At 68.3% G+C, this 17,663-nt stretch carries 16 protein-coding genes and 1 riboswitch; of the genes, 9 read left to right on the top strand and 7 right to left on the bottom strand.

All coding sequences use genetic code 11. The features are described 5' to 3' along the window. Nucleotides 1-15: 15 nt before the first annotated feature. Genes serB through cphA form a run of 3 tightly spaced genes read left to right on the top strand, consistent with a single transcriptional unit; the run spans nt 16 to nt 5,032 of the window. On the top strand, nt 16-1,251 hold the full coding sequence (gene serB, locus EVU97_RS03260) for a phosphoserine phosphatase SerB (RefSeq protein ID WP_047312800.1): 1,236 nt from the start codon (nt 16-18) through the stop codon (nt 1,249-1,251). A 10-nt stretch (nt 1,252-1,261) separates the two neighbouring features. Beyond that, entirely contained in the window at nt 1,262-2,152 is an 891-nt protein-coding gene (locus EVU97_RS03255) for a cyanophycinase (RefSeq protein ID WP_047312799.1), read from the top strand. Between the two features lie 30 nt (nt 2,153-2,182). Then, on the top strand, nt 2,183-5,032 hold the full coding sequence (gene cphA / locus EVU97_RS03250; protein ID WP_129663495.1) for a cyanophycin synthetase: 2,850 nt from the start codon (nt 2,183-2,185) through the stop codon (nt 5,030-5,032). Between the two features lie 84 nt (nt 5,033-5,116). Here cphA and EVU97_RS03245 read toward each other — a convergent pair whose 3' ends face one another. The 3 genes from EVU97_RS03245 to fabG are packed head-to-tail and all read right to left on the bottom strand — an operon-like array spanning nt 5,117 to nt 8,599. Then, entirely contained in the window at nt 5,117-7,012 is a 1,896-nt protein-coding gene (locus EVU97_RS03245; protein WP_240730114.1) for a Mur ligase family protein, read from the bottom strand. A gap of 58 nt (nt 7,013-7,070) precedes the next feature. Beyond that, complete coding sequence (fabI, locus tag EVU97_RS03240; protein WP_129663493.1) at nt 7,071-7,832, bottom strand: enoyl-ACP reductase FabI; 762 nt, start codon at nt 7,830-7,832, stop codon at nt 7,071-7,073. Nucleotides 7,833-7,888: 56 nt separating this feature from the next. Further along, entirely contained in the window at nt 7,889-8,599 is a 711-nt protein-coding gene (gene fabG, locus EVU97_RS03235; RefSeq protein ID WP_129663491.1) for a 3-oxoacyl-ACP reductase FabG, read from the bottom strand. A 134-nt stretch (nt 8,600-8,733) separates the two neighbouring features. On the opposite strand from fabG, the gene EVU97_RS03230 reads away from it, so the two are divergent. The 4 genes from EVU97_RS03230 (at nt 8,734) to EVU97_RS03215 (ending at nt 10,991) form a co-directional block, all read left to right on the top strand. Continuing rightward, nucleotides 8,734-9,075: a DUF3099 domain-containing protein gene (locus EVU97_RS03230; RefSeq protein ID WP_129663489.1), complete on the top strand. Its 342-nt coding sequence runs from the start codon at nt 8,734-8,736 to the stop codon at nt 9,073-9,075. Then, nucleotides 9,047-9,286, top strand: a complete 240-nt coding sequence (locus EVU97_RS03225; protein ID WP_129663487.1) for a hypothetical protein — start codon at nt 9,047-9,049, stop codon at nt 9,284-9,286. Before EVU97_RS03230 ends, EVU97_RS03225 begins: the two co-directional genes overlap by 29 nt. 73 nt (nt 9,287-9,359) lie before the next feature. Continuing rightward, entirely contained in the window at nt 9,360-10,208 is an 849-nt protein-coding gene (locus tag EVU97_RS03220) for an SURF1 family protein (RefSeq protein ID WP_165357862.1), read from the top strand. A 12-nt stretch (nt 10,209-10,220) separates the two neighbouring features. Continuing rightward, nucleotides 10,221-10,991 carry an SDR family oxidoreductase gene (locus EVU97_RS03215; protein WP_129663483.1) on the top strand — a complete coding sequence of 257 codons (771 nt, stop codon included), beginning with the start codon at nt 10,221-10,223 and terminating at the stop codon, nt 10,989-10,991. A 149-nt stretch (nt 10,992-11,140) separates the two neighbouring features. On the opposite strand, the gene EVU97_RS03210 is transcribed toward EVU97_RS03215, so the two are convergent. Beyond that, nucleotides 11,141-12,997, bottom strand: coding sequence for an ABC transporter ATP-binding protein (locus tag EVU97_RS03210; RefSeq protein WP_129663847.1), 1,857 nt, complete (start codon nt 12,995-12,997; stop codon nt 11,141-11,143). A 51-nt stretch (nt 12,998-13,048) separates the two neighbouring features. Continuing rightward, on the bottom strand, nt 13,049-14,647 hold the full coding sequence (locus EVU97_RS03205; protein ID WP_047312792.1) for an ABC-F family ATP-binding cassette domain-containing protein: 1,599 nt from the start codon (nt 14,645-14,647) through the stop codon (nt 13,049-13,051). A 164-nt stretch (nt 14,648-14,811) separates the two neighbouring features. On the opposite strand from EVU97_RS03205, the gene EVU97_RS03200 reads away from it, so the two are divergent. Both EVU97_RS03200 and EVU97_RS03195 read left to right on the top strand, forming a co-directional pair. Next, nucleotides 14,812-15,780, top strand: a complete 969-nt coding sequence (locus tag EVU97_RS03200) for a neutral zinc metallopeptidase (protein ID WP_129663481.1) — start codon at nt 14,812-14,814, stop codon at nt 15,778-15,780. Nucleotides 15,781-15,893: 113 nt separating this feature from the next. After that, nucleotides 15,894-16,081, top strand: a riboswitch (cyclic di-AMP (ydaO/yuaA leader). A gap of 4 nt (nt 16,082-16,085) precedes the next feature. Next, nucleotides 16,086-16,559 (top strand): C40 family peptidase, encoded by a 474-nt coding sequence (locus EVU97_RS03195; RefSeq protein ID WP_052947149.1) that lies wholly within the window; start codon nt 16,086-16,088, stop codon nt 16,557-16,559. A gap of 229 nt (nt 16,560-16,788) precedes the next feature. Here EVU97_RS03195 and EVU97_RS03190 read toward each other — a convergent pair whose 3' ends face one another. Beyond that, complete coding sequence (locus EVU97_RS03190) at nt 16,789-17,184, bottom strand: metal-sulfur cluster assembly factor (RefSeq protein ID WP_225910765.1); 396 nt, start codon at nt 17,182-17,184, stop codon at nt 16,789-16,791. Continuing rightward, a complete protein-coding gene (gene sufU, locus EVU97_RS03185; RefSeq protein ID WP_047312790.1) occupies nt 17,181-17,663 on the bottom strand; it encodes a Fe-S cluster assembly sulfur transfer protein SufU in 483 nt (160 codons plus the stop codon). Before sufU ends, EVU97_RS03190 begins: the two co-directional genes overlap by 4 nt.

The following is a 17,663-nucleotide window of genomic DNA, read 5'->3' as shown; positions in this document are numbered from 1 at the left end:
AGAGTGGTTCACGCTATGAATGGGGTTGTGACGAACGACAACCCGCGTACCGACCTCATCGGCCTGACGTTCCAGGGCACCGACTTCCCGGGGCTCTTCCACGAACTGGCCGATGCGATGACCCGGTTCGGCGTCGAGATCATCGACGTCGGGCAGGCCGTGCTCGGCGGGAGCATCACGCTGTCCTTCCTCGTCTCCTCCCAGCATCCGGAGGACTTCGAGGTCGAGATGCGCCGCCTCGCCGAACTGCGTGGCCTCTCGCTCACGCTGACGCCCGGCATGGCGGATGACGTGCACCGCCTGCCCGGGCGCGCCGTCGTCACGCTGCTGGCGGACACCGTGCCGGCCGAGGCACTGGCCGAGATCTCCGCCGAAGTCGTGCACCACGGCGGAAACATCGACCGGGTGCGTCGTCTCGCCCGTACCCCCGTGACGGCCATCGAGCTCGATGTGTCCGGTGTCGAGGTCGTCGAGTTGCGACGCCGCGTGGCCGAGGTCTCGGCGGAGAGCGGCTGTGACGCGAGTGTCGCCGCTGCCGGTTTGGCGCGGCGAGGGCGACGTCTCGTCGTCATGGACGTCGACTCGACACTCATCCAGGACGAGGTCATCGAGATGCTCGCGGCCCACGCAGGCCGTGAGGCCGAGGTCGCCGAGGTGACCGAGCGGGCCATGCGCGGCGAACTCGACTTCGCCGAGTCCCTGCACGCACGTGTCGCCGCTCTCGAAGGGCTTCCGGTCGAGGTGCTCGATGACGTCCGCGCCGCGATTCGCCTGACGCCCGGCGCGCGCACGCTGGTGCGCACCCTCAAGCGTCTCGGTTTCACCGTCGGCGTCGTCTCGGGTGGCTTCATCGAGGTCGTGCGCCCCCTGGCCGACGACCTCGGCATCACGTATGCCCAGGCCAACACACTCGAGGTGGCGGACGGCAAGCTCACCGGGCGGGTGCTCGGCGAGGTAGTCGATCGTGAGGGCAAGGCACGCGCTCTCGCGCACTTCGCGCAGAACGAAGGTCTCCCCCTGGAACGCACGGTCGCGATCGGTGACGGAGCCAACGACCTCGACATGCTCGCGCTCGCCGGTCTCGGCGTTGCGTTCAACGCCAAGCCCGTTGTGCGGGCTCAGGCCGATGCCGCCGTGAACGTGCCCTACCTGGACAGTGTGCTGTTCCTGCTCGGTATCAGCCGCGAGGACATCGAAGAGGCCGACAATCTCGACGTGGACTCTGCTGCGATGAGCGGAACGGGCGCCTAACATAGCCCCCATGCCTGAGAACAGCGAGCCCCGTCGATCCCTGCTCATCATCGGTGGGGCCGAGGACAAGATCGGCCGCGTGACCATCCTGCGCCGCTTCGTGCGTCTGGCCGGGGGCCGCAAGTCGAACATCGTCGTCATCCCGACGGCATCGTCGCTGGCGTCCGAGGTCATCGAGGTGTACTCCACCGTGTTCTCGCGCTTGGGGTGCCCCGAGGTCTCGAGCGTCGACCCGCAGACGCGGCTCGAGTCGTCGTCGCCGGAGCTCGTCGAGCGCATCGACAACGCCACGGGTGTCTTCATCTCGGGCGGTAACCAGCTCAAGCTGAGCCAGCTCATCGTCGGCACCCCGCTCGGCGACGCCATGCTGCGCGCCTACGAGCGTGGCGCCGTCATCGCCGGCACGAGTGCGGGCGCCTCGATCATGAGCCAGTTCATGATCTCCATGGGCGAGGAAGGCGTCACCCCTCGCCAGCGTTCCAGCCAGCTCACGCAGGGTCTCGGCCTCGTGCCGGGCGTCATCATCGACCAGCACTTCGACCAGCGCTCGCGCTACGGCCGACTGCTCTCGCTCGTCGCCGGTTCTCCCAGCCTGCTCGGAATGGGCATCGACGAGGACACGGCCGCCGAGATCACGAACGGGCACGAGATGACGATCGTCGGATCCGGTGCCGTCTTCATCGTCGATGCCCGACGGGCGCAGACCGACGCCCATGAAGCCCGCCGTGACGCGCCCTTGCTCGTCACGGGAGCGGTCGTTCACTCGCTCCCGTACGGAGCGACGTTCGACCTGACCACAGCGACCTTGACGGATTTCGTCGAGCAGAACGCCGACGTGGCCGTCACGGCCGCGAAGGATCAGCACGACACCGCCACGGCGGCAGCCGCACTGCGTCACTGAGACGCTGTGCCTTCCACGAGGGAGAACTCCATGACCGTCGTCGAGATCCCGCAAGCTCCCGGGCCCATCGAGCCGAGCCTGCGCATCCGAAGCACGCGTGTCTACCGCGGCCCCAACGTGTGGTCCTACGAGCCGGCGATTCACCTCGTGCTCGATCTGGGCGTGCTCGAGTACTACCCGACGCACGCGCTGCCCGGTTTCACCGAGGCTCTCGTCGAGCTCTTCCCCGGTCTGCAGCGTCACTCGTGTTCGCGCGGGCGTGAGGGTGGCTTCATCGAGCGCCTCCACGAGGGCACCTGGCTCGGTCACGTGGCCGAGCACCTCGCGCTGCAGCTGCAGCAGGAGGCCGGCCACGACGTCCGTCGAGGCAAGACGCGTGGTGTCGAGGACCGCGAGGGCTGGTACAACGTCATCTTCGCCTTCCTCGACGAGAGCGTCGGTCTCGCAGCCGGTGAACTGGCGGTCAACATCGTCAATCACCTCGTGCAGAACAACCCCGAGTTCGACGTCGAGGCAGAGCTCGAGCGGTTCCACAACCTCGTGCAGCGCAAGGCCTTCGGCCCGTCGACGCAGGCCATCATCGAAGAGGCCGTCTCGCGCGACATCCCGTGGACCCGTCTCAACGGCGCCTCGCTCGTCCAACTCGGTCAGGGCGTCCACGCCCAGCGCATCCGCGCCACGATGACGTCGCGCACCCCCGCGCTCGCGGTGGACATCGCGGGCGACAAGAACCTCACGGTGAAGCTGCTCGGGTCGGCCGGTCTGCCGGTGCCGAAGTCCGACGTCGTGCGCACGATGGAGGGCACCGTCGAGGCGGCCAAGGAGATCGGCTTCCCGGTCGTCGTCAAGCCGCTCGACGGCAATCACGGCCGTGGTGTCTGCCTCAACCTGCAGAACGAGGAGGACGTCCGCGAGGCCTACCCGATCGCTCTGGCCCAGTCGCGCCGCGGCGTGCTGCAGGTCGAGTCCTTCGTCACGGGCAAGGACTACCGCTGCCTCATCATCGACGGCCGGATGGCGGCCATCGCCGAGCGTGTGCCCGCCCACGTCATGGGCGACGGTGAGCACACGGTGGCCGAACTCGTCGACATCACGAACGCTGACCCGCGTCGTGGATACGGTCACGAGAAGGTGCTCACGCGCATCAAGGTCGACGATGCCGCCCGCGAACTCGTCGAGGAACAGGGCTACGCGATGGACGCCGTGCCTGAGGCTGGCGTCATGGTGAAGCTTGCCCTCACCGGCAACATGTCGACCGGTGGTATCTCCATCGACCGCACCATGGATGCCCACCCGGACAACGTCGAGATCGCTGAGGAGGCCGCGCGCCTCATCGGACTCGACGTCGCCGGTATCGACTTCATCTGCCCCGACATCACGGTGCCGGTGCGTGAGTCCGGTGGCGCGATCTGCGAGGTCAATGCCGCTCCCGGGTTCCGCATGCACACCCACCCGACGGTCGGGGAACCGCAGTTCATCGCCAAGCCGGTCGTCGACCTGCTCTTCCCGCCCGGCACGCCGTCGCGTGTGCCGATCGTCGCGGTGACGGGTACCAACGGCAAGACGACGACGTCGCGCATGCTCGCGCACGTCATGAAGGGCCTCGGCAAGAAGGTCGGCATGACCTCGACCGACGGCATCATCGTCGACGAGCGTCTGCTCATCACCCGTGACGCGTCAGGCCCCAAGTCAGCCAAGATGGTGCTGCAGAACCCGCGAGTCGACTTCGCGATCCTCGAAGTCGCCCGCGGCGGCATCCTGCGCGAGGGCCTGGGCTACGACCGCAACGACATCGCGATCGTCACGAACATCCAGAACGACCACCTCGGCATGCGCGGTGTGAAGTCCCTCAAGGACCTCGCGGACGTCAAGCAGGTCGTCGTCGAGGCCGTGCCGCGTGACGGTTTCGCCGTCCTCAACGCCGACGACCCGTACGTGCGCCGTATGCGCCACGTGTGCCGTGGAACCATCGTGTGGTTCTCGATGGACGCCCCGGACAGCCGCGTCAGGCAGTTCATCGACGAGCGCTGCGTTCGCGGTGACCGCGCCGTCGTCCTCGAGCCGACGGAGAAGGGCGAGATGATCGTCCTCAAGCAGGGCCGCCGTTCGATGCAGCTCGCCTGGACCCACCTGCTGCCGAGCACGTTCAACGGCGCCGCACGCATGAACGTCGCCAACTCGCTCGCCGCGGCGGGAGCGGCCTTCGCCGCCGGTGTGCCGCTGCACGACATCCGTCAGGGCCTGCGCACCTTCACGACGAGCTACTACCTCTCCCCCGGTCGCCTCAACCGCATCGAGGTCGACCACGCCGAGGTGTTCGTCGATTACTGTCACAACCCGGCGGGGCTCGACCTGCTCGGCGAGTTCGTCGACCGATATGTGGCGGGAAAGAACCGTGCCCAGAGGGTGCGCCGTACCGTCGTCGTCGGAGCTGCCGGCGACCGTCGTGACCAGGACATCCGTGAGATGGGTGAACTGGCGGCCAAGTGGTTCGACACCGTCATCATCCGTGAGGACGAGAACCTGCGCCGCCGCGAGGTCGGCGAGGCGGCCAGGATCATCGAGGAGGGTGCGCGAGCCGTGGCTGCCGACGGCGGCCGCGCGACGAAGATCGTCACCGTCCTCGACGAGCTCGAGGCGACGACGAAGGCACTCGATCGGGCGCGGCCCAACGACGTCATCGTCATCTGCGCCGACAAGCACGCCCGGGTCATGGCCACGGTCGAGGAGCGCACCCACCTCGCGACGCCGGGCGCGCACACCCACGAGGAACAGCCGGGCGACCCCGACTTCAGCCCGGACGAGCGGTTCGCCAGCGCCGAGGAGGACGACGCCGCGGCCGAGGCCGTCACGCCGAACCCGGCCGACACTCAGGGCTGAGGAACGAACGTGTTGGCCCCTTCCTACCGCTGCGGTGGGAAGGGGCCAACTGGTCGTCGGGACGAGGCCGGATCGGCGAGCGTGTCAGGACTCGCGGTGCGGCAGTGAGGTGAGCAGGTCGAGAGCGTCGACTAGTGCTGCGGGTGCGTGGCCGGAGGCGGTCACCCGACGCAATGACGCGACGGCGTCACCGATGTGGCCCTGAACGTCGTCGGGCAAGCCGGTGCTCTCGATCTCCTCGTTCGGTACACCGCGAGCGGTGCGTGCCTTGCGGGCGATGGTTCGCGCGTCGTCCATCGACGCGCCCGTCTCGGTCAACCAGGAGTGGATCTCCGCCTGGTGGCTGTGGGTCATGACCGCCACGACGTCGCCCCCGTGTGCCGCGTCGAGGAGGCCCTGCACGCCGTCGAGTTCGGTGCGGTGGCTCACCTCCGGGCTCACCCCGACGCGCGCGAGACCGTCACGGAAGTGGCTTTCGAGGTTCTCCATCGAGCGACCGCGAAGGTAGTGCTCCTTGTGCACCACGTGGACGAGATCTGCGCCACGGCCCGCGAGCTCGCCGAGGTTGGCGAGGATCTCGTCGCTACGGTCCCCGCCGGTTCCGAGGCCGAGCAGGAGTCGCCCCCCGGGCGCGACGAGACCACGACCGACGGCGAGGAGAGCCTCCAAGCCCCCCTCGTTGTGGGCCATGTCGATGATGACGGTGATCGACTCGTCGGGGCTGCTCGGCTTGGGCACGGTGTAGACGTTCATGCGGCCCGGGTTGAGGTTCGCGTCCGGGGCGAACGTGCGTAGCCCCTCGACGACGGCGCTGCGCGGAAGTCCGAGCGCCAGGGCACCGGCCGCCCCCGCGAGAGCGTTCGCGATGTTGTGGGCGGAAAGCCCGGCCATCGTCATGGGCACGTCGTCGAGGGAGACGAGTGAGTCCACGCCCGAGTCGTCGATACACACGATGTCGTTGTCGATGACGGTGAACGCCTTGCCGTGTGCGGCCCGTGCCTCACGGATGCAGGGCGCTTCCGGGTCGAGTGTGAAGGTGATGATCTGCGCGGGCGTACCGACCCGCATCGCCCAGACACGGGGGTCGTCACCGTTGAGCACGCACCAACCGCTCGGTCGGGTGACCTTGGTGATGATGGCCTTGACCTCGGCGAGCTGGTCGACGGTGTCGATGCCGCCCGTACCGAGGTGGTCGGGCGACACGTTCGTCACGACGCTGACGTCGTTGTACGGCACACCCATTCCGCGGTTGAGCAAGCCGCCTCGCGCGGTTTCGAGGACGGCGACCTCGAGGCCGGGGGTGGCGAGCACGGTGCGAGCACCCGAGGGTCCCGAGTAGTCACCCCTCTCGACGTGTTCGCCCATGACGAGCACACCGTCGGTGGAGCTCCACGCCGTCTTTCGCCCCGCGGTCATCGAGATGTGCGAGACGAGGCGCGTGGTCGTCGTCTTGCCGTTCGTTCCGGTGATCGAGATGACCGGAACCTTCGGCTTGGACATGGTTCCGGCGGGGCCCGGTTCGGAGGCGAGAACCGCGTCGGCGGCACGTCGAACGGCGTCGGAGGAGGACACCGGGTCGAGCAGATCCGTGAGAGCCGCAGCCACGGCGCGGCCCAACGCGCGGCCGCGTTCGAGGTGCTTCCACGGGAAGGCCACGACGTACTCCGAGGGTTCCTCGCCGTGGCGAACCCGGACACCGAGCTGACCCGTGCCGCTCGCAGCGGCAACACGACGCGTGACGACCTCGACGAGGCGCATGACGGCGCGGTCGCGGACGGCAGAACCCTCGTCGCCGAGTCGCGGGCGGCGCGCGCGAAGCAGGGCGAACGCTTCGCTCAGCTGTTCCGGTTCACTGCTCAGCCACCCAGAGACGTCGATCGTCGTCTTGATCGCGGGGCGCGGGAAGTAGAGGTTCGGGCCCTCGAGAACGCGGTTGCCGAGCAGGCGGACACCTGCGGCCTGCGTGCCGTCTGCAGTCATGAGGTTCACCCTAGAACGGGTGTGCTTCACCTGCATCCGCCCGACACGAGCTGGACGCCTACTGACCCATCGCGTGGACGCCGCCGTCGACGTGGACGATCTCGCCCGTCGTCGCCGGGAACCAGTCGGACAGCAATGCCGCGCATGCGCGCGCGGCGGGCACCGCGTCGGAGACGTCCCAACCCAGCGGAGCACGGTTGTTCCAGGTCTCCTCGAACTGCTCGAAGCCCGGGATCGACTTGGCCGCCGTGGTGCGGATCGGGCCGGCGGCGACGAGGTTGCAGCGGATCCCCTGCGGGCCGAGGTCACGTGCGAGGTAGCGGTTCGTCGATTCGAACGCAGCCTTGGCCACGCCCATCCAGTCGTAGACGGGCCAGGCGAACTTCGCGTCGAACGTCAGCCCGACCACGGCGCCGCCGTCCTTCATGAGGGGCTCGGCAGCCTTCGCGAGGGCTTTGAGGGAATACGCCGAGGCGTGCAGTGCCGTCGAGACGTCCTCCCACGTGGCGTCCATGAAGGTGAACGCGCCCTGCGGTGCGAAGCCGATCGAGTGCACGACGCCGTCGAGCGAACCGATGATCGGCTCGAGGCGCTCGGCGAGGGTCTCGAGGTGCTCGGTGTTCGTCACGTCCAGTTCGACCACCTCGACGGGCTCGGGCAGCCGACGGCTGATCGTCTGCGTGATCTTCATCGTGCGGCCGAAGCTCGTGAGAACGACCTCGGCGCCCTCCTCCTGGGCCAGGCGCGCCACGTGAAAGGCGATCGAGGAGTCCATGAGGACGCCGGTGACGAGGAGCTTCTTACCTTCGAGCAGACCCATGGTGGTGCCTTTCGTGCGGGGCGGAGCGGAGTGGAGGATGCGGGCTGGGTCAGTGGTCAGTGGCCCATGCCGAGGCCGCCGTCGACGGGTACGACAGCACCGTTGATGTAGGCGGCCTCCGGCGAGGCGAGGAACGTGACGGCGGCTGCCACCTCTTCGGGGCGGGCGAAGCGCCCGGTGGGGATGGCGTCCTTGTAGGCCTTCTGCCGGTCCTCCGGCAGCGAGGACGTCATTTCGGTCTCGATGAAGCCGGGCGCGACGACGTTGGCCGTGATGCCACGGCCCCCGAGTTCGCGGGCAACGGAGCGGGCGAGACCGACGAGACCGGCCTTGCTCGCCGCATAGTTGGCCTGGCCCGGAGACCCGTAGAGTCCGACGACGCTCGAGACGAAGATGAGGCGCCCGCCCTTGCGGCGGATCATGCCGGTCGTCGCGGCGCGGGCGCAGCGGAACGCGCCGGCGAGGTTGGTGTCGATGACACGGTCGAACGACTCGTCGCTCATGCGCATGAGCAAACCGTCGTCGGTGATTCCGGCGTTCGCGACGACGACGTCCATGGGGCCGCCGAGCTTCTCCTCGGCCTCCTTGAACGCCTTCTTCACCGAGTCGGAGTCGCTGACGTCGCCCGCAACCGCGGGCATGCCCGCGACGTCCTCACCGGCGCGCGAAAGGATGACGACGGCGTCCCCCTGGTCACGGAACCTCTCGGCGATGGCCAGACCGATACCTCGGTTGCCTCCGGTCACCAGTACGTTGCGGCTCGCCATTCACCCTGTCCTTCGTTCGCAGCATGTCGTGTGGTCGGGCGCGGGCGCGCCGGAATCAACCTCGCTCAGCAACGTATCCACTACCCCCGGGTACTCCAATTGGGACGAATCGTGGTGAGTCGTAAGCTGGAGCCATGGCACGAGCAGCTTCCTCGCGGACGGGCAAGGGTGAACAGCCCCGCCCCTCGGCGACGAGCCTGCCCGAGTCGGCCGAGGACGACCAGAACCGCCGAATGCGTGGCTACCTCATCTCGATGGCCATCCGGACGGTCTGCTTCATCGCGGCCGTCGCCACCTGGCAGGTCAGCCGCCCGCTCAGTGTCGTGTGCTTCGCTCTCGCTGCCGTACTGCCCTACGCGGCCGTCGTGTACGCCAACGCGACGGGCAAGCGGCGCATCGACCGCATGGGTGCCGTCACTCCCCCTCCGGTGCCTCCCAAGGAGATCCATGGATCTGCGGACCGCTCTTCGCGATGACCCCGCCGAGCTGATCTGCAGCGCGAAGGGGTGCCGACGCCACGCGACGTGGGCTCTGCGGTGGAACAACCCGAAGCTGCACGACGCGCAACGACGCAAGGTCTGGCTCGCGTGCGACGAGCACGAGGTGACGCTGCGCGACTTCCTGTCTCTGCGCGGCTTCTACCGGGACAGCGTCCGGCCCGACGCCCTGGATCCGCACGACGGCTGAGGCGCCTCGCGGGAACCTGCTCGTCCCTGATGCCCGGCGTCAGGGCGGCGAACAGCCCTACTATGCTGGTGGGGTGCTTCGACTGCTCTCCACCAAACGCTGGCTCACGTGGTTGCTCGTCGCGACACTGTGGGCCACGATCTGCCTCGTCGCAGGGCGCTGGCAGTGGAATCGCTGGCAGGAGAAGTCGACGATCCAGGAGCGGATCGACACGAACTACGACGCCCGACCCGTCCCGTTCGGTGACGTTCTCGAGGATGGCCGGGCCCCCGCCAAGGATGACGAGTGGAAGCAGGTTCGCGGAACCGGCTCCTATCTCGGTGATGTCCGCATGGTGCGCAACAGGCCCGGCCCCGGCGGCGATTTCGGCTACGAGACCGTGGACGTCTTCGCCGTCGACGGCATCAAGGTGCTCGTCGACCGCGGGTGGGTGACCAACGGCTCGAGCGCGGCGAAGCCGAGTTCTGTTCCCGCGTCGCCGCGTGGCCAGGTGACGGTGACCGGTTGGGTGCGGCCGAGCGAGAAGAGCCTCGGCCGGCCGCCGGTCGAAGGCCAGCTCTCCTCGATCTCGACGGCCGACGCCGAGAAGGCCACGGGTGAGCAACTCGTCGACGGCTACGTCCGCATGCGCACCGAGTCGATGCCCGACGGGACAACTCCCCCGCGACCGCAGGCCCTGGAGCGGCCGTCGCAGGGCATGGCGGCCGGCATCAATCTGAGCTACGCCATCCAGTGGTGGCTAGGCATCGTCGCCGGATACGCCTTCGTCCTGATGCGCGCCCGGCGTGAGTACCTCGACGGCCTCGAGACGGCCAATCCCGCGTCCGCCGACGAGGTGCAGGCACAGGAGGGCGCGACTGCCGCGCGTCCGAAGCGCGAGAAGAAGCGCAAGCAGCGGATCTGGGACGAAGAGGACGAGTGACAGGATGAAGCCATGGACTGTGGACTGAACGGACGGACGTACATCGTCACCGGCGCCTCCGGTGGCCTGGGCCTCGCGACGGCGAAGGTGCTCGCGGCGGACGGCGCTGACCTCGTCATCGCCTCACGCGATCAGGAGCGGATCGACGCGGCGGCCGAGCAGCTCCCGACCGGCGCGAACGTGCGCGCGGTCGCGGCTGACCTCGCCGACCCGCAGACCGCCGCTCGCCTCATCGCCGTCGCCAAGGAGAGCTTCGGCCGCCTCGACGGCGCCGTCGTCTCCGTGGGTGGACCGCCCGCGGGCAAGCTCGGTGACACGACCGAGGAGCAGTGGCGCGCAGCCTTCGACAGCGTGTTCCTCGGCGGTCTGCGCATGGCACGCGCGGTGCTGGACGAACCCTTCGAGCCGGAGGCTCAGATGGCCGTGACGATGGTGCTGTCGTCCTCGGTGAAGTCGCCGATTCCGGGGCTCGCCATCTCCAACGGTCTGCGTCCCGGCCTCGCCATGGCTGCGAAGACGCTGGCTGACGAATACGGCCCGCGCGGTGGCCGCGTCAACGTCCTGCTCCCGGGGCGTATCGACACCGACCGGGTGCGCTCGCTCGACGCCGGAACGGGCGACGCGGAGGCGTCGAAGAAGCAGGCCGAGGCCGGTATCCCGCTGGGGCGCTACGGCACGCCGGAGGAGTTCGGACGCGTCGCCGCCTTCGTCACCAGCCCGGCGGCGTCGTACCTGTCCGGCATCGCCCTACCGGTGGACGGCGGATCTCTGCGCACCCTCTGACGGCGCTTCCCCGCCTGGGGCCGGCGCCCCCATGGCGGGTCGTTGGCGAGCCGCGAACCCTCGTTGCTCATGGGCGGTGGTCATGACGGCCCCGTCACCACCGGGTGAACGCGTACGCGGCAAGATGCCCGGGCGTCGGCGACCGGCGTTCAGTCGTCGCTGAACTGCGTGGCGTGCAGGTCGGCGTACAGGCCGCCCGCGGCGAGCAGTTCGGCGTGCGTTCCCTGCTGCACGATGCGCCCGCCGTCGAGCACGACGATGCTGTCGGCGCGGCGAATGGTGGAGAGGCGGTGGGCGATGACGAGCGCCGTGCGCCCCACGAGCGCGTTCGCCAGCGCCGCCTGCACCGCGCGCTCGGACTCGCTGTCGAGGTGGGCCGTCGCCTCGTCGAGCACGACCACGTCGGGGGCCTTGAGCAGCAGCCGGGCGATGGCGAACCGCTGCTTCTCTCCCCCGGACAGCCGGTGTCCGCGATCGCCGACGACGGTGTCGAGACCGTGCGGCAGACGTTCGACGAGGGCCCAGACGTGCGCCGCGCGAAGGGCTTGCTCGAGATCGCGGTCGGTGGCGTCGGGGCGTGCGTACAGGAGGTTGGCCCGCACGGTGTCGTGGAACATGTGCGCTTCCTGAGTCACGACGCCGATGCGCTGGGCGACCGACTCGAGGCTCACCCCGGTGAGGTCGAGGTCCCCGACCAGGACGCGCCCCTTCGTCGGGTCGTACAGCCGGGGTACGAGCGAGGTGAGCGTCGTCTTTCCGGCACCGCTGCGACCCACGAGCGCCACGACGCTGCCCGGTGCGACGTCGAGGTCGATGTCGCGCAGCACGAGCTCACCGGCGTCGCGATCACCGCTCGAGGTCGTCTCGAGCGATGCGAGCGACACGTCATCGGCGCTGGGGTAACCGAACGAGACACCGTCGAAGCGGACGCCGAGCGGGCCCGGCCCGAGGGCGACCGCGTCATCCGCCTCACGGACGAGCGGAGGCAGGTCGAGCACCTCGAAGATCCGCTCGAAGGAGACCATGGCCGCCATGACGTCGACGCGCACGTTCGACAGAGCGGTGAGCGGGCCGTACAGCCGTCCGAGCAGGGCGGCCATGGCGAGCAGCGTGCCGACCGTCATGGTGCCGTCCACAGCGAGCAGACCGCCGACGCCGTAGACGAGTGCGGTGGCGAGCGACGCCATGAGCGTGAGGGCGACGAGGAACATGCTGCGCTGCGTCGCGATGGACACGCCGATGTCGCGCACGCGGGCGGCGCGGGCGTCGTACTGCGCCGATTCGTCGCTGCGCCGGCCGAAGAGCTTGACGAGCAGGGCGCCGGCGACGTTGAAGCGCTCCGTCATCCGTGCGCCCAGTTCGGCGTTGAGAGTCATCTGTTCGCGGGTCAGACCGGCGAGACGACGGCCCAACAGGCGCGTCGGGAGGAGGAACAGCGGCACGAGCACGAGCGCCGCCACCGTGAGCTGCCACGACAGGGACGTCATGGCGACGAGGAGCACGGCGAGGCTGACGACGTTGCTCACGACCGTCGACAGCGTCGTCGTGAACGCCTGCTGAGCGCCCACGACGTCACTGTTGATGCGCGTGACGAGCGCACCCGTCTGGGCGCGCGTGAAGAAGGCGATGGGCTGGGCGAGCACGTGCCGGAAGACGTCGGCGCGCAGGTCGAAGATGAGTCCTTCGCCCAGGCGCGCGGACAACCATCGCTGCACGACGGTCACTCCCGCGCCGAGGACTGCGACGGCCGCCACGGCGAGCGAGAGGATGACGACGACCTGCCGATCGCGCGGCACGACACCGTCGTCGACGATGTGCTTGAGCAGCAGTGGCGTCGCGACGATCATCACCGCGTCGACGACGACGAGAACGAGGAAGACCGCGATGGTCGAGGTGTATCGCGTGGCGTATCCGCCGACGCGACGCACCGTGCCCGGAGCCAGGCGCTGGTCCTTGACCGTGGCGTCCTTCGACATCGAGCGCATCATCTGCCAGCCCGGGCCCATCATCGACACGGCGCGGCTCCTGACCTCAGCATGCGAACGGTCTCACGTCGATCAGGCGAGGGAGACGAGGTCGGCGTAGTCCGGACCCCACAGGTCCTCGACACCGTCCGGCAGGAGCAGGATGCGTTCGGGGTTGAGGGCCTCCACGGCGCCGTCGTCGTGGCTGACGAGCACGACGGCACCCTCGTAGTTGTTGAGTGCGCCGAGGATCTCCTCACGGCTGGCCGGGTCGAGGTTGTTCGTCGGTTCGTCGAGCAGCAGCACGTTGGCGCTCGAGACGACGAGCAGTGCCAGGGAAAGGCGGGTCTTCTCCCCGCCGGAGAGCACCCCGGCCGGCTTGTCGACGTCGTCACCGGAGAACAGGAACGAACCGAGCACCTTGCGCACCTCGGTCTCGCCCAGCTCGGGCGCCGCGGACTTCATGTTGTCCAGCACGCTGCGGTCGACGTCGAGGTTCTCGTGCTCCTGAGCGTAGTAGCCGATCTTGAGGCCGTGGCCCGGCAGGATGCGCCCGGTGTCCGGGGCGTCGACGCCCGCGAGCATCCGCAGCAGCGTCGTCTTGCCCGCGCCGTTGAGGCCGAGGACGACGACCTTCGAGCCACGATCGATGGCGAGATCGACGTCGGTGAAGATCTCGAGCGAGCCGTACGAGCGCGAGAGCCCCTCGGCCATGAGCGGTGTCTTGCCACAGGGCGCAGGCTTCGGGAAGCGCAGCTTGGCGACCTTGTCCTGTACGCGCTCGCCCTCGATGCCGGCGAGCATCTTCTCGGCGCGGCGGGCCATGTTCTGGGCCGCGACGGCCTTCGTCGCCTTGGCACGCATCTTGTCGGCCTGGGCGAGCAGCACCCCGGCCTTCTTCTCGGCGTTCAACCGCTCGCGCTTGCGGCGCTTCTCGTCGAGTTCGCGCGCCTGCAGATAGGCCTTCCAACCGACGTTGTACTGGTCGATCTCGCTGCGGTTGGCGTCGAGGTGGAAGACCTTCGTCACGACGGCGTCGAGCAGTTCCACGTCGTGGCTGATGACGATGAGCCCGCCGCGGTAGGTCTTGAGGTAGTCGCGCAACCAGATGATCGAGTCGGCGTCGAGGTGGTTGGTCGGCTCGTCGAGAAGCAGGGTCTGAGCACCCGAGAAGAGGATGCGTGCCAACTCGATGCGTCGGCGCTGACCACCGGACAGGGTGCGCAGCGGTTGCTCGAGGATGCGCTGCTCGAGCCCGAGACTGGAGGCGATCGACGACGCCTCGGACTCGGCGGCGTACCCGCCCTGGGCGTCGAACTCGGCATCGAGACGGCTGTAGCGACGCATCGCGCGCTCGCGCACGTTGTCATCGTCGCTGGCCATCGACGCCTCGGCCTTGCGCAGATCGGCGACGATGGCGTCGAGGCCGCGCGCCGACAGGATACGGTCGCGCGCGAGGACATCGAGGTCACCGGTGCGGGGATCCTGCGGCAGGTATCCCACTGCCCCGGAGCTGACCACCTTGCCGGCAGCGGGCAGACCCTCACCGGCGAGCACCTTCGTCAGGGTGGTCTTACCGGCACCGTTGCGCCCGACGAGTCCGACACGGTCACCGGCGGCCACCCGGAACGTGGCGCTCTCGAGCAGGATGCGCGAGCCGGCGCGCAGTTCGATGCCTTCGGCGGTGATCACAGGGCAGGGCTCCTCGAAAGAACGGTGAAGGGGTGTACGGCTCCGACACGCCGGACGGGAGCGCTCGGCTCGCGTTACATACGGCGAGGCGCGTGAAGCCCCAGTAGTCTACGAGAGATGAATCGGGGTGGACGACGCCGTCCGCCTTCACAACGGAGGTTCTCTTGACGTTCAACGACAACGCGCAGCTGGACACGTCGCAGGTCGAATCCGGTGGTTCCGGAGGCTTCGGCGGTGGCCGCGGCGGGATGGGCGGAGGTACGGCCGTCGGCGGTATCGGCGGTCTCATCCTCATGCTCATCTTCGCGTTCTTCGGCATCGACATCACCGGCAGCGGTGGCGGGAGCAGCTACCCCGGCGGCGCGAGCGGCCTCAACCAGTACAGCCAGGACACGCAGGACGTCTCCGGCTCGAACGACCGGGTCTCCCAGCAGATCCAGGCCTGCAAGACGGGTGCTGACGCCAACGAGGACGACACCTGCCGCGTGATCGGAACGGTCAATGCCGTTCAGGCCTACTGGGACCAGGCGCTCCCGGACTTCACCGGCGGTCGCACCGAGTACGAGTACGCGCCCACCAAGCTCTACAGCGGCCAGACGTCCTCCGGTTGCGGCACCGCGAGCTCGCAGATGGGGCCGTTCTACTGCCCGAACGACCGGAAGGTCTACATCGACACGAGCTTCTTCCAGGAGCTGTCGAGCACCTACGGCGCCGACGGCGGCAACCTCGCTCAGATGTACGTCGTCGCGCACGAGTACGGCCACCACATCCAGGACCTTCTCGGCGCCCTGGGTCGCGCCCAGCAGGACCCGAAGGGGCCCGAGTCCGGATCGGTCCGCCTCGAGCTGCAGGCCGACTGCTACGCGGGCATCTGGGTCAACCACGCCACGGAGGCCAAGGACAAGAACGGCACCACGCTGCTCCAGCCGGTCACCGAGGCCGACATCAAGTCGGCGCTGTCGGCCGCCTCGGCTGTGGGCGACGACCGCATCCAGCAGAAGGCCCAGGGTCGGGTGACTCCGGAGTCGTGGACGCATGGCTCGTCCGAGCAGCGCCAGAAGTGGTTCCTGACCGGTTTCCAGAGCGGCCAGTTGAACTCCTGTGACACCTTCAACGCCCAGGATCTGGGCTGAGAATCGCGGCGGATTCACGAACATGTGGGTTACCTGACAACTTGGTGCACGCTCGATTTGTATCGCTCGTGATCAGTCTGTAACCTTGCAGGGTCGCACCGAAACGGTGCGGCCCTGCTTCGTCGCTGAGTCCCGTCACGAAGGCCAGGTATCACTTCGCATGATGCGGAGCGACGGGAACGGTGCACCCAGCATCCGGGCCACTTCGGTGGTTCTTGGGGTAAAGCTCACTTCGGTGGGCCGAGAATCTAGGATCTCGAACCCGACAGGTCATGCCTCGTAAGCGCTCCTGGAAATGAATCGACATGAAGAACATGTCCCGCCGCTCCTTCATGGCCAACACCTCCAAGGTTGCCGTCGGCACGGCTCTGGCCTCCTCCGCTCTCGGCGCCGTCTCGGTTGCCAGCGCCTCGAACGCCAGCGCCGTCACGGCCGCGTCCGCGCGCCGCGCCGTGGCCAAGGCTTCGAGCCGTCGTGGTGCGCCCTACGTGTACGGCGCTTCCGGCCCGTGGCGCTTCGACTGCTCGGGTCTGACGAGCTGGTCCTACCGCCAGGTCGGCCGCTACCTGCCGCGTACGGCCAACCAGCAGTACCGCTCCTCCTACCGCGTTTCCCGCGCGTACGCCCGTCCGGGCGACCTGGCGTTCCTCACCTCTGGTGGTTACGCCTACCACACGGGTATCTACGCCGGTAACGGCATGGTGTGGCACGCTATGCGTCCGGGTACGCGCGTGTCGCTCTCGCGCGCCGGTGCCAGCTACCGCTTCGGTCGCGTCTGATCCGCGAGCCTCTGCGACGTTTCGAAACGGCCCCTCGTCCTCCGGGACGAGGGGCCGTTTCGCGTCTCTCCACTGTGGGCAATCGACCGGCTTCCACACGGGTTGCGTTTTCTCGCGGACGTCACGCGAGATAACGACACGACGAAGGCCCTCACCACAGTGGTGAGTGCCTTCGTCGTCAGGGTCGACGCGACTCAGGAGGACCGGAGCCGCTTTCGCCCACCTCTTGTCAGACGTTGAAGCCGAGCGCGCGAAGCTGCTCGCGACCGTCGTCGGTGATCTTGTCCGGGCCCCACGGCGGCATCCACACCCAGTTGAGGGTGTGGCCCGTGACGACGTCGAGCAGGGACGTGGCGACCTGCTCCTCGATGACGTCCGTGAGCGGGCAGGCCGCAGACGTCAGCGTCATGTCGATGACGGCGTGCTTGCTCTCGTCGACGGTGATGCCGTAGACGAGGCCCAGGTCGACGACGTTGATGCCGAGCTCGGGGTCGACGACGTCACGCAGGGCCTCCTTGACCTCCTCGACCTCGACGCCGGAGTCGCTGACTCCCTGCGCCTGGGCGCGCTCGGGCGCCTCGGCCTCGTTGGCGGTCACGTCGGCCGTGATCTCGTTGTCGGTCATGCCTTGGTCTCCTCCGTGGTGGATGCGGCGCCCCCGGTCAGGTCGAGACCGAGTTTGCCGAGCGAGTCCTGCAGTGCGGACCACGACAGCAGGGCGCACTTGACGCGCGCGGGGTACTTCGAGACTCCGGCGAGGGCGATGGCGTCGCCGATGACTTCCTCGTCACCGGCAGCCTGGCCCTTGCTCGTGAGCATCGTGCGGGTGGCACCGAAGACCTCCTGGGCTTCACGCAGCGTGAGCCCGATGAGGTTCTCGGCAAGCATTGACGCCGACGCCACGGAGATCGAGCAACCGATCGAGTCGTAGCTGACGTCCTTGATGACGGCGTCGTCGCCCTCGCCTTCGACGTCGACACGCAGGGTGATCTCGTCACCGCAGGAGGTGTTGACGTGGTGGCTCTCGGCGCCGAACGGCTCGCGCAGGCCCGCGTGCTGCGGGCGCTTGGAGTGCTCGAGAATGAGCTCCTGGTACAGATCCAT

It is taken from the genome of Dermacoccus sp. 147Ba (genome assembly GCF_004151355.1).
GTDB classification, from domain to species: domain Bacteria; phylum Actinomycetota; class Actinomycetes; order Actinomycetales; family Dermatophilaceae; genus Dermacoccus; species Dermacoccus abyssi.
Note: the sequence above shows the minus strand (reverse complement) of the source record. Positions and strands in the feature narration are given on the sequence as shown.